At 40.9% G+C, this 12,472-nt stretch carries 9 protein-coding genes; 4 read left to right on the forward strand and 5 right to left on the reverse strand.

What is annotated here, in order from left to right; translation table 11 throughout:
* Positions 1-219: 219 nt before the first annotated feature.
* Positions 220-1,137, forward strand: coding sequence for a GlxA family transcriptional regulator (locus tag AQ505_RS21820; protein WP_062550137.1), 918 nt, complete (start codon positions 220-222; stop codon positions 1,135-1,137).
* Positions 1,138-1,231: 94 nt separating this feature from the next.
* Positions 1,232-2,011: a DJ-1/PfpI family protein gene (locus AQ505_RS21825; protein ID WP_082461678.1), complete on the forward strand. Its 780-nt coding sequence runs from the start codon at positions 1,232-1,234 to the stop codon at positions 2,009-2,011.
* Positions 2,012-2,051: 40 nt separating this feature from the next.
* On the opposite strand, the gene AQ505_RS21830 is transcribed toward AQ505_RS21825, so the two are convergent.
* Positions 2,052-2,912: a sigma-70 family RNA polymerase sigma factor gene (locus AQ505_RS21830; RefSeq protein WP_062550139.1), complete on the reverse strand. Its 861-nt coding sequence runs from the start codon at positions 2,910-2,912 to the stop codon at positions 2,052-2,054.
* The gene (serC, locus tag AQ505_RS21835; protein ID WP_062551155.1) at positions 2,909-4,012 is read right to left on the reverse strand and encodes a 3-phosphoserine/phosphohydroxythreonine transaminase; all 1,104 of its coding nucleotides are present in this window, start codon (positions 4,010-4,012) and stop codon (positions 2,909-2,911) included. Before serC ends, AQ505_RS21830 begins: the two co-directional genes overlap by 4 nt.
* Before the next feature lie 316 nt (positions 4,013-4,328).
* Here serC and AQ505_RS21840 point away from each other — a divergent pair, with 316 nt between their 5' ends.
* The gene (locus tag AQ505_RS21840; protein WP_062550140.1) at positions 4,329-4,790 is read left to right on the forward strand and encodes an Lrp/AsnC family transcriptional regulator; all 462 of its coding nucleotides are present in this window, start codon (positions 4,329-4,331) and stop codon (positions 4,788-4,790) included.
* 474 nt (positions 4,791-5,264) lie between these two features.
* Positions 5,265-6,239 carry a GlxA family transcriptional regulator gene (locus AQ505_RS21845; RefSeq protein WP_062550141.1) on the forward strand — a complete coding sequence of 325 codons (975 nt, stop codon included), beginning with the start codon at positions 5,265-5,267 and terminating at the stop codon, positions 6,237-6,239.
* On the opposite strand, the gene AQ505_RS21850 is transcribed toward AQ505_RS21845, so the two are convergent.
* From AQ505_RS21850 to AQ505_RS21860, 3 genes are all read right to left on the reverse strand, one after another.
* Complete coding sequence (locus AQ505_RS21850; RefSeq protein WP_062550142.1) at positions 6,220-7,707, reverse strand: PepSY-associated TM helix domain-containing protein; 1,488 nt, start codon at positions 7,705-7,707, stop codon at positions 6,220-6,222. The two genes, AQ505_RS21845 and AQ505_RS21850, sit on opposite strands and share 20 nt — an antisense overlap.
* Before the next feature lie 94 nt (positions 7,708-7,801).
* Positions 7,802-9,316 carry a SusD/RagB family nutrient-binding outer membrane lipoprotein gene (locus AQ505_RS21855; protein WP_062550143.1) on the reverse strand — a complete coding sequence of 505 codons (1,515 nt, stop codon included), beginning with the start codon at positions 9,314-9,316 and terminating at the stop codon, positions 7,802-7,804.
* Between the two features lie 50 nt (positions 9,317-9,366).
* A complete protein-coding gene (locus tag AQ505_RS21860; RefSeq protein ID WP_062550144.1) occupies positions 9,367-12,420 on the reverse strand; it encodes a SusC/RagA family TonB-linked outer membrane protein in 3,054 nt (1,017 codons plus the stop codon).
* Positions 12,421-12,472 lie beyond the last annotated feature (52 nt).

Consider the following 12,472-nt stretch of genomic DNA (forward strand, 5'->3'; position numbering starts at 1 on the left):
AAATGCTAATTTCTCGTGTATTAATGATTTAAACGCATTACAAAATGAACGTCCAGCAGATACGGAACTTCTGAAGCTTGCCCAGGAACTTTCCTGTACTGAAAACCAGGCTTAACATTATTGATCAAAAGGAAGTTAAATAAAAATAAGCATCAAAAGATCATAGATTGAACCTGAGGCCAGCTCGTATTTTCAGCTCCTAACTATTAACTTTGAAAAATGAAGCCCAATCGTGTTATATTTTTCTTATTTGATAGCGTTCATTTGCTGGATCTGGCAGGGGCAGTAACTGTTTTCTATGAGTCCGGTTGCTGTGGAAAAAAGTACGACATGCGTTATGTGTCGCCATATCACCATCCGGAAACCTCCTCTGGTCTTGGATTTACAAATGTGGAGCCACTCAGTTCAGTAACCGTTCATCAGAATGATATCGTTATTGTGGCTGGGATGGAAATTGACAAATGGAACAGGGCAGATGATCAGCTCTGGATCCCCTGGTTACAAGCGGCTGCTAAAAGTGCTGCGATCGTCGCTTCGGTTTGCACCGCAGCCTTTGCGCTTGCTGCAGCAGGTCTGCTAAATGGTCAAAACTGCACTACTCATTGGGCATGGACTACAACTCTACAGAAAAGATACCCTTTAATTAAGGTCATCGAGAATAAGCTATTCGTACAAAGCGGCCGGATTTTCACCAGTGCGGGAATTGCGACAGGCATCGACCTTGCGCTTTATCTTATTGAACAACAGCATGGAGTAGCTTTTGCCTGTCTGGTAGCACAAGATATGGTAGTTTACATAAGAAGAGATGGAGCAGATGCTCAAAACAGCATCTATCTACAAAATAGGCAACACATTAACCAATATATACATCAGGTACAAGATTATATCACCAAGCATTTACACCATAAAATAACCATAGAAGAACTGGCCAATTTAATCTTTATCAGTCCGAGAAGTTTGACACGCTTATTCAAATCTGCCACGGGAGTCACCATAGGGCAATATATCCAATTGCTAAGACAGGAAAAAGCCAAACATTTGCTAAAAACCAAACACAAAATGGCCTGGATAGCGAAAGAATGTGGCTATAGCAGTACTGCTCAATTGAGAAAATCTGTCAAAGAAGCAAACGATTAAAACATTGACCTAAGGTCGAATGGCCGGATTGTGATGATAACTGTCCTGATTTATGAGCTGAGTTGTCTTAATTTTACAGTTAAATAATATACTGATGAAACGATTATTACTGTTCATACTTTTAATTCCTTGTTTTGCCTTTACGCAAGGATATGGAAATACCTATGTTTGTCCGCCTTGCAACCATCCATGTGATTCGGCAACTTACCAGCAACCCGGTGTTTGTAAGCATTGTGGAATGACATTAGTCGAGAAAAAGCAACAGTTGTCGGAAGATAAAAAAACAATGGTTTGCTTTTATTTATATGATGGAGTAGAAGTGCTTGATTTTGCAGGGCCGATGGAGGTATTTTCCTATGCAGGCTTCAAAGTCATCACTGTTGCAAAAACCAAAAGTCCTCTTTTGTCACAGGGAATCCTTAAGATCATTCCGGATTACAGCATTAAAGATGCTCCGCAAGCAGATATTTTCGCCGTATTTGGTGGTTCAGATGAAGTGGCAGCGGACGACCCTGAAGTTATTTCCTGGATAAAATCGCGGGATAGCAGTACTAAAAGCTATTTTTCTGTCTGCACTGGCGCGTTTATTCTTGGAAAAGCAGGCTTGCTGGATCAGCTGACCGTGACCACTTTTCATAAAAGCATCGCCAATCTTCAAAAAGCGGTACCAAAAGCTAAAGTACTTCAGAATGTTCGCTATGTGGACAATGGCAGGGTCATCACTACAGCAGGAATATCAGCTGGAATAGATGGTGCATTGCATCTGGTTGCAAAATTGAGAGGTAAAGCCGCCGCTGAAGCCATTGCAAAGCAAATGGAATATGATAAATACCAGCCAGAACAGGGTTTAGATCTATCGCATCCGAAAAATTAAAAATAAAGGCGACCTGAGTACAAACGTCGCCTTTTATTATTTAAAAATATTCTGCTAAATATGGCGTTCTGCAATGCTGTCTTAAAGTTTTCAGCGCCCTATCTTTTAATTGTCTGATGCGTTCCTTACTCAGGTTAAAAACTTCCACCATATCATCCAATGTCAATGCGGTATGATTATCCAGGCCAAAGAACAAGGTGATGATCCATTTTTCCCTTTCCGGAAGTACACCTAAAGTACGCTGTAAATCCTCGCTCAATGATTCTGTCATCATTTGTGCATCTGTATTCGGTACATTCGTATTGACCAGACTGTCTAACAGACTAAAACCACTTTCTTCATTGGTTGTCATATCCAGCGAAAAAGACAAAGGGGCACTGGATAAATAATCGGAAACCTTATCTGCAGAAAGTTCTGTTTCATGAGAAATTTCCTCATAAGTAGGCAAGCGTTCCAGCTTCTGCTCCAATAAATCTGATGCTTTATTAATTTTGATGATACCCAACACCTGATTTCCTGGGAGGCGGATCATTCTCTTTTGATCGGCCAATGCCTGCATAATGCTCTGGCGAATCCACCATACGGCAAAAGAGATAAATTTGAAGCCTTTGGTATCGTCAAACCGCTCCGCAGCTTTAATTAAACCCAGGTTGCCTTCGCTGATCAGGTCAGCCAACTGCAAACCTCTATTCTGGTATTTTTTGGCTACAGAAACAACAAAGCGCAAATTGGTTTTCACCAGTTTATCCAGGGCTGCTTTATCTCCTTTTTTAATTCTTCTGGCCAGATTCAACTCTTCCTCTACATTTACCAGATCGATTCTTCCGATATCGGTCAGGTATTTATCAATAGATTCGGAGTCCCGATTGGTAATGGATGGTGCAATCTTTAACTGTCTCATACCGTAACTTCATTTTTTAATGATACCTGCTTATTTAAGATGTAAGTTTCAAAATCCTGCATAGCTTTCACGAGTACTTCCACACTCGATATAGGCAATGCATTGTATAAAGAAACTCTGAAACCGCCTGCGGAAGGATATCCTTTGATCCCTACGATACCTTTTGTGCTTGCAAAATCAAGGAATTCCGCCTCTAATGCAGGATGCTTTGTTTTGAAAGTCACATTCATTCTTGACCTGTCTGCGGGATTTGCCAGGCCATAAAACAAGGTATTTCTATCTATTTCTTTATATAACAATCCTGATTTGGCGACGTTTTCTACTTCCTGCTGTGCTATACCTCCTTTTTCCTTTAGCCACCTTAAATTCAACATGGCTACATAAATTGAAAATACCGGAGGGGTGTTAAACATAGAATTGTTGTCTATGTAGATCTGGTAGTCAGACATAGAAGGTACTTCACGCTGAATTTTTTCCAGTAAACTATTCTTGATCACGACAAGTGTCATACCAGCAGGGCCCATATTTTTCTGTGCACCTGCATAGATCAGGTCAAAATCTGCGACATCAATAGGTCTGCTGAAGATATCAGAAGACATATCGCAGATTACCGGGATATTGCTGGCCGGCACGCTGAATACTTCTGTTCCTTCAATCGTATTGTTGGAGCAATAATGAAAATAAGCGGCATCGGCTGGAATTTTGTAGCCAGCAGGAACATAGTAATAGTCTTTGTCTTTGGAAGAAGCCACGATCTCCACCTGTCCAAAGAACAAAGCTTCTTTGATGGCTTTCAAAGAGAAGAATCCAGTATCCAGGTAAGCTGCTTTTTTATCCTGCTGCAGGAAATTCATCGCCAGCATAGAAAACTGGGTGCTGGCACCGCCTTGCAAAAATATAATGCTGTAACCTAAAGGTACTCCCAACAATTCTTTCACTAAATCCTGTGTTTCATTGATGACAGCTTCGAACTCCGGAGTACGGTGGGAGATCTCTAAAATACTAAGGCCAATGCCATTAAAATTCCTAACTGCATCTGCTGCCTGATCTAAAACTTTAGCAGGTAAAATACATGGTCCTGCACCAAAATTATGTTTGATCATTGTTTTATAGGTTCTGGTTGATAGCTCCAAAGTTCGGAACGTCAAAACGGATATCTCATTTTCCACTTACATTCAGCAAATTTTTCTGTTTTGACTACTTTATACCATACAATTTTTGGGTACCAATTCTAATGCTAGGCTGCTGCAAAATTTAATTTCCCTACTTCCTTATTTTTTAAGGGGTTAAGGTAAGTTTTACACTATCCTTTCGCAGAAAGACCGTAAATGTTTCATAAAAAATAAATAATACTATATTTGACCTTAATTACGTTGCAAAACATCTACACTAAGCTAGAAATCTATCTTCTGAAAAATGTCTAAACTAGATCCTACCCATCTTGGAATTTTGCGTCTTTTACAGGAAGATGCCCGAATGACGCATAAAGAACTGGCGAGAAGATTAAGGAAAAGTGTTTCTCCGATTTTTGAGCGCGTAAAATGGCTGGAGCAAAACGGCTATATTAAAGGCTATACTGCCTTGGTAGACCTGCAGAAAAGCAGCAATAGCATCATTTCCTTTACACATATCCAGATGAATGACCATTCTGAAGAAGCTTTAAGTGCTTTTCAAAAAGAAGTGGTACAGTTTGAAGATGTGAGAGAGTGTTATTATATCACTGGTAATTTCGATTTTATCCTGAAAATCGTCTCTCCTGATATGAAAGGTTACAACGATTTTTTACGCGGCCAGTTGTCAAAATTGCCAAATGTAGGCAGTGTACAAAGTTTCCTGGTGCTTTCTGAAGAGAAAAGAGATACCAGCTACAAGATCTAAGCGCTTATATCTAGGTCCATCCCTATTAAAACATTCCTTTTTCCCAATTGTTAAAACATCAAGTAATTTCAGTTTAAGCGCATTCTTCAACAATTCAATAACAGACAAATCAACAAGTAATTTCAGGTAAATACAATTGCAGGAATTTCCCTGGTAGTGGTCGGAAAGTGTTCGGGAAGAGAAGGGCCTTATAATAGGGAGCGGAAGGGGTTCGCGTAGGGTCCATCTAGGGTTGGCATAGTCTCTGCTATCCAGATACTAACTGAACCCCTGCCTCCGGCTAAAGGCCAAGCGGTCTCTCCCCGACCACAACTACACCTTATACCCAGCCTTAACCACTGGCCAGCCAGAAGCGTATGATTGTCTTTTTCTGAAATTACTTATTGATTTGAGCTCGGTCATTATTGCTATTCCTATATCTTCGGGATAATGAAATATAAATACTTAAATTGCAGTGCATAAAACGTAAATCAGATGGTACAGGTAGCCTTATTACTCCCCAATAATTATCGTTTACTAAGCGTAGCCGCAATACTTGATGTATTTGATACAGTAAATCATCATTATGAGGAAATCGGCAGAGCGCCTCTTTTTCAGATTAACCTGATCAGGAATACGACCATTTCCAAGGAAGGAACTACTTTTGAAAAATACAATGCGCTCAGCTTATCCGAATCCGGACCGCAAAACCTCATCTTAATTCCAGCATTTGGTACATCAGACCTCAATACTGCCATCCAGGAAAATCTGGAATTCCTGCCCTGGTTACAGCAGCAATATAAGAAAGGTGCGGAACTGGCCAGTTTTTGTACAGGAGCCTTTTTATTGGCTGCCACAGGTTTGCTCAACGGAAAAATTGCCACCACCCACGTAAATGCTAGTCCCGCCTTTGCCAGCTGTTTTCCCGATGTTTATTTTACACCGGAAAAGGTGGTTACCGCCGACCAGGGTATTTATACCAGCGGTGGCTCAACAAGTAGTTTTCATTTGATGCTGATGCTGATCCACAACTACTGCAGCCGCGATACCGCCATACACATTGCCAAAATATTCTCCATTGACATGAACCGAGAACAGCAAAGCCATTTCGGGACTTTTCATCCGGTAAGAGATCATGGTGATGAACTGGTTGCCAAAACACAGCTTTGCATCGAAAATGCTTATAAAGAATCGGTAACGATTGAAGATATTCTGCAGCAGATTCCCTCTAGCAGACGAAACATTGTGCGTAGATTTAAGCAGGCTACGGGAAATACCCTGATTGAATATTTACAAAAAACCAGAATTGAGGCGGCTAAAAAGCTTTTAGAGCAAACCAACCTCAGTATTCTGGAAGTCATGTTAGGTTCCGGCTATAACGATCTGAAAACGTTCAGACAGCTTTTTAAGAAAAACTCCGGAATGACACCTAAAGATTATAGGGATAAGTTTAAGCCGAAAGCCGCATAGCTGGCCTTTTATTTACCTTTTTCTTTCTTTTCTTTTTTAGCTTGTTCAGCCAGATCAGCGTACCTGTAACCGGCAGACTAGTTGCAATCAAACAGGCCAGGAAATAAATGATCTTGGTAAACATACCATATACATCACCCAGATGCAGCGCTTTGATAGAACCGGATACACGTTCGTTGAAAGGTTTATCACTAAACACTTCTTTCTGAAGTACAGTACCCGTATATTGATCTAAAAGAACTTTATCACCTGCAGCAGGTGCGAAAAATCCTATTTTGTTCTTCATGACCGTAATGGCTGAAGCAGAATCTTTTGGTAAACTGATGCTATAATCGCCAGTATAAGGTAATGCCGCATCTGCTTTTTTCAGGTAATCGCTCAGATTTAGTGGAGCAGCACCTGCTATAACTGTCGAAACAGGATCTTTAGGCGGCTCAAATCCTTCAGGTTGATACGTGCCCAAAGATTTCCTTAAAGCCTCTCTATACCAAGGGAAAGACCATTGAGGACCAGTAATTCCCATCAGAAATAGAAAGATACAAGCGTAGAAACCCAGGCTGTTGTGTAAATCATGATTTGTTCTTTTCCAACTTCCAGACCATTTTACCTTTAGCCCTTGTCTCCAGGATTTAACCCTTTGAGGAAACCAGATCACCATGCCCGTAATAACGCCCAATGTAAATAAGATAGTAGCCGCACCGGTAATGTAACTTCCCAGTTTTCTGTTCTCCAGTTCACCGAAGATCGGTTTTTCTACTTTATCTAATAGCAACCACCTGTGCAGGCTAAACATAGTTTTCATGAAGGAAGCAGTAGCTCCTTTCACTTCAGAAATATTGCCAATCACTTGGCCGGTATATTGGTTTACCGCAAAAGCAGAAGGACGTTTTCCTTGTTCAGGTTTTCCGCCTTTTTCTTTCCCTCTTCCTTCTCCGCCTTTTCCTTTTCCAACTTTATTTTCTTCAGCAGCTTTATGCCCTTCGCGACCTTTATCTGCGCTTTCTTTATCTTTTCCGGATTGCTCATTTCCTACTCCTACAATTGCAGGCGCAGTTGCTGCAGCAGCCATTGTCAACGCCTGATCTTTAGGCCCATGTTTTCCCTCTGCAGCTTTTCCTTCTCCTCTTTCCCCTTTTCCTTCTTTATCACCTTCCTTCATCCTTACCATAAATTGGTAAGTACGGTTCGGATCTGCAGGAATTTTTACGGAAACTACTTTTCCTCCTGTACTTTCCTTCACTTGCTTGATTAAAGATTCAATCGGCATCGGATTTGCACCTGCCGGAGCAGTTACTTTATACAATTCAGGATTGGCCATCTCCTTCAATTCCGTATTAAAAACATACAGAGTTCCACTTAAACAAACCAGGATCACAATGATCCCGCTCGCTAATCCGATCCACAAATGGATGTCGTTAAAAAGTTTACGTGTTTTTTGCCAGGCGCTTTTAGGTGTGTTTGGTTTCATTAAGGCTATTTTTTACAAATATAAAACAAATCCGCAATTATTTAGACTAATTCTTAATACTTGCGGACTTGCCAGATAAACTTGATAATTGTTGTTATTTATTCCACCAGACCTTACCTACAGTAACTTCATCATTGCCTTGTTTCCCGCTTTCTACAGCATTGGTCTGGCGTTCTGATTCCGGATACATCAACCTTAACGGTCTTGCTGTTGGCGCAGGGGCCAGTAAAGAATTAGGAATTTCAGGGAATCCCAATCTTCTGTAATCACTCCAAGCTTCCAGACTGCTGATGCTGTTCAGGGCCAACCATTTTTGTTCGATAATCCTCTTTAAGCGATCAGCTGGTGCTGCTCCACTTAACTTCACCGTCTCTTGCCCATTATAGGCTGTAAACGCTGCTGCATCTACTTCCATATATTTGAATGATTCTACAATTCCCTGTTCGTAGAAAGTCTGATCTGAACCGGCAATCCATCCTCGGTTTGCCGCTTCCGCCTGCAGGAATAAACTTTCAAAAGAACCCATTAAAATCAGTGCCTGATCAAAGCTTTTGAAAAGCCCGGTAGGTTTTCCATCGTTTTCAGTTGGCCCTTTAAAAGCAGAAGTGCTTTTTGCTGCATATTGAGTGTCCACATTCGGATTGCCAAAAAGTACACCTTTAAAAGTACCGCCAATACTCACATATAAGCTAGCCAGACGAGGATCATTCAATCCTTTATATTTGTCAATGATGTATTGTGTTGGACGTAAATCCACATGATTGGTAGCCGAGGCATTTACACCTCTGTAATTCGTTTCCCAGAAAGGATTCATTTTTCCTTTAGAGTTAATGTAACCTGGTTTGGTTGCTGCATTTTGTCCTAAACCTAAAAAGCCACTTCCTTCCACTTTGATCTTATCGATCTCTGCAGTGATGTAGGCATCATTATTTGCCTGCGACTGGCGGATCAATGCTCTTAACTTAATGGTATTTGCAAATCTAGCCCAAAGCTGTTTATCGCCACTAAAGATAATATCGGCTTTTCCCGGACTTTGATCTGCTGCTGCACCTTTAATTTCTGCCATTCCCTCAGTAATCAGCGAAACAGACTTTTCATATACGGTCTTTCCATCTTCATATTTAGGCTGCAGGTACAATGTTCTGTTCAAAGCTTCATCAAAAGGAACATTGTTATAAATATCTACTAAATGCAAAAAGTGCCATCCCTGCATAATCTTCGCAATTCCCGAATAAAACGGTGCATTTTCTTTTTGCGCCTGCTCCTTGATCAATTGATAGTATAATAAGGTGTTGTAAGTCCCTTCCCAGATTTGGATTCCATCTCTGGTTCCGCGAATGGCTACCCCATTATAGGTCTTCTCTTTATAAAACTTATTGGTTGCTTCACTGGTGGTGCCCCAATAGCCTGCCCAGAAAGCCGCCAGCTGATTGATTTGTACTGTTTCCTGATTTATCGTGCTGACTAAAGCACCCGGTAAACGGGCGCTTAGGATCAGGTATTGCTCTGTTGGACCATTCGGATTGTCATTCACATCCAGGAATTTTTCGCAGGAAGTCAGACTGAATAAGCCGGCAGCGAAAACGAATATTTTTATACTTTTCTTCATTATATGTTATTCTTCAGCGTGTATATCTTAAATAAACTCGTGTATGTCAATTAGAACGTAACGTTCAGGTTAAAACCAAACATTCTGGTTGGAGGAATCTGTCTGAAACTCAGGTAACCATCTGTCTGATTGTACAAGGATTCAGGATCGCCATAAGTATTGCTCTTATGTCTGATGATGAATAAATTGGTTCCTACCAGTCCGAAGCTAGCTTCACGGATTACTTTCTGTTTTGCCAATAATGCTTTAGGCAAAGCGTAATTGATATTCAGTTCTCTTAGTTTAAAAAAGTCTGATTTCGCCGCCGTGTTTCTTTGTACTTTTCCTTGTGTATCCCAAAATGCTTTATCGCCTTTAGACATCACCGTTGTGTTTTCTACATATACCGGCTGATCTGCAGTTCCGGTATTGATCACAGAATTAGGGAAAATGAATGGCTGACGACCATATTCAGCCGTAGCCGGATGCGTACCAGCAGTATACATTCTTGGTACCACCTCAGAATACAGCCAGCCACCAAGACGGGCGTCAAACTGAGCACCAATGCTGATACCTTTGAAGTTAATCATTGTGCTTAAACCCATTTGATAAGGAGGAACCATAGTGCCAAGAGGTGCGCTATCAGCTACTGTAGTCGTATTTCCTTTCGAATCCACCACTACTCTTCCTTGCTCATCTCTTAGGTAATCACTCACTTTTAATAGCGGATAGCTTTGTCCGACTACCGCATAAGCTTGTCTGAACATTCTGAATTCTTCCTGTCCGCCGAAAATAGTTTTCACCTTATTATTAATATGTGTGAAGTTAAAACCAAGGTTCCATCTGAAGTTGTCGGTACGGATCACATCACCGCTTACCGTCAATTCAATGATTTTATTGGTCAATCGCCCTGCGTTAACAATGGTGGTATTATAGCCTGTTGAGCTGGAAATCGGCGCATCAAAAATCTGACCGTCAGAATCTGAGTACACATAAGCCGCTTCAAAGTTTAAGCGGTCATTGAAGAAGCCCAACTGTGTACCCACTTCGTATGATTTGACGAATTCGGGTTTAATATTAGGATTCGGGCTGGTTAAATTCGGCGTAAAACCTACTAAACCGCCAAAAGGAAAACCATTGATCTGCGAATAAGCGTTGTTTAAGTTGTAAGGGTCTAAAGTGACGTTCCCTGTTTTGTTATAAGAAGCAAAGACCTTTCCGAAGGAGAGTACTTTACTGTCCTTTATAGCTTTTATCCCTTCTGTAAATACAAAGGAAGTACTGACACCAGGGTAAAAATAAGAGCGATTTTCTTTACTCAACACAGAAACCATGTCGTTTCTACCGGTTAAGGTTAAGAACAGATAGTTGTTATATCCAGCAGTATACTCGAAATACGTACCCAATGCTCTGTATTTAGTGATCGAAGCAGCACCATCTAACTCACCTGCACGGCTTCCAGGATTGAAAAGGTCTGGGAATAGTAAGTTGGCACTTCCTACAGAAATCAGCTTGGAATCATCCATACGGATATTTTGCCCAACCAATAAACGGTTCGTAAATTTTCCGAAATCTTTCTTAAAGTTCAGGATTAAATCACTGTTTATTCTACGGAAATCATTGCTGCCATCATTTACAGCACCATTCACGTTCCTGTTTCCTGAAGGAGCAGCCAGTTTATTGGTCGTTGCCCTGCTTTCTTCTGAAGTACTGTACAATCCAATGCGATAAATTGCAGAAAACCATGGTGTAAAATCATAATCCAATTGGATCTTTCCATTAATAGTTTGCTGATCAGAAGTGTTTCTATTGTTATCCATTAAGAAAAACGGATTCTTTGCCGCTGTTGCATCTGTGTAATAGTTCAGCGGATTTGCTGCTGAGTTTGGATCTCTCCAGTTTTTTAAACTTTTAAGGTCAAGGTTTGCAGGCTGCACATAAGTGCTGTACCATGGACCATCCGGTGTGGTATTTCTATTGGCCGAAATATAATTGACGTTATAAGAAGTATTCAGTTTACCGAAAGTTCTGGAACCGTTAAACCTCGCTCCTGTTCTGGAGCTTTTATCGCCAGGAATTACCCCTTTTATATTCACGTTTTGAACAGAAAAAAAGTAAGTAGAATTTTCATCGCCACCAGAAAAAGAAAGGTCGTTCTGTAGAGTTCTACCAGTTTGGAACATATCCAGGCGATTATCTTTTGAAGGCGCTGCGAATAATGCAGTAGGTTGTACACCGTTTGGCAGTTTTAAGCCCAGGTCTTTGGTACTGCCATCAAATGCAGGTCCCCAGGATTCATATTCTGTTGGAGAATATACGCCATTTTGCCCTTGCCCGAATTGCGTTTGTGCAGGTGGCAATAGGTAAACATTTGAAAAAGTAGTGGTATTGGAGTAATTCACAGTTCCCCTACCTCTTTGTCCTTTCTTAGTAGTGATCATTAAAGCACCATTTACACCTTCTGAGCCGTATAATGCAGCAGCATTTGCACCTTTAAGTATGGTGATGTTTTCAATGTCGTTCGGGTTTAAGCGGCCGATGTCTGGAACAGGGACGCCATCTACTACATATATAGGATTGTTTTTCGCATCATTGAAAGATCTGGAACCACGCAGCCTGATTTGTACCAGCTGATCTGTTTTACCAGTAGTGGCATCGTTCATGTTGATTCTTAATCCGGCAACTTTACTGGCCAGGCCTTGTAATGGGTTCACTACTTTACCCTGGTTCAGACTTTCGTTACTGATCAATGTTGCGGAGGTTCCCAATTCTCTTGCCTGACGTTTAATGCCTAAAGCACCAGTGACTTCAACTTCCGACAATTGGTTTACTGAACCATCCAGGTAAGCATTCACCGTGTTTTTATCAGCAGTCACTTTCAATTCTACAGTAATGTAACCTGTATAAGAGAAGGAAAGCAGGTCGCCGGTTTCTGCGTTAATGGAATATTTTCCGTTGGCATCGGTGCTCACCACCTCTTTATTCGCTTTGCGGATCACGGTTGCGCCTGGAAGGGTTACTCCAGTCTTTTGATCTATTACTTTTCCACTGATCATCCTTACCTGAGCAAAGAGACCTGTTGAGATCGTCAATAGTAAAATAATTAGGGTAGCTTTTTTGTTCATCTAAATATTATTTTGATATTTTATTAAGATTTAATCTTAATAACTTTAACTT

Source organism: Pedobacter sp. PACM 27299 (assembly GCF_001412655.1).
In the GTDB taxonomy this organism is placed as follows: domain Bacteria; phylum Bacteroidota; class Bacteroidia; order Sphingobacteriales; family Sphingobacteriaceae; genus Pedobacter.

What these genes read in the sequence shown, in the direction of transcription:
- AQ505_RS21820 (WP_062550137.1), top strand. Translation starts at nt 220, where the DNA reads ATGAAGCCCAATCGTGTTATATTTTTCTTATTTGATAGCGTTCATTTG.
- AQ505_RS21825 (WP_082461678.1), top strand. Translation starts at nt 1,232, where the DNA reads ATGAAACGATTATTACTGTTCATACTTTTAATTCCTTGTTTTGCCTTT.
- AQ505_RS21830 (WP_062550139.1), bottom strand. Translation starts at nt 2,912, where the DNA reads ATGAGACAGTTAAAGATTGCACCATCCATTACCAATCGGGACTCCGAA.
- AQ505_RS21840 (WP_062550140.1), top strand. Translation starts at nt 4,329, where the DNA reads ATGTCTAAACTAGATCCTACCCATCTTGGAATTTTGCGTCTTTTACAG.
- AQ505_RS21845 (WP_062550141.1), top strand. Translation starts at nt 5,265, where the DNA reads ATGGTACAGGTAGCCTTATTACTCCCCAATAATTATCGTTTACTAAGC.
- AQ505_RS21850 (WP_062550142.1), bottom strand. Translation starts at nt 7,707, where the DNA reads ATGAAACCAAACACACCTAAAAGCGCCTGGCAAAAAACACGTAAACTT.
- AQ505_RS21855 (WP_062550143.1), bottom strand. Translation starts at nt 9,316, where the DNA reads ATGAAGAAAAGTATAAAAATATTCGTTTTCGCTGCCGGCTTATTCAGT.
- AQ505_RS21860 (WP_062550144.1), bottom strand. Translation starts at nt 12,420, where the DNA reads ATGAACAAAAAAGCTACCCTAATTATTTTACTATTGACGATCTCAACA.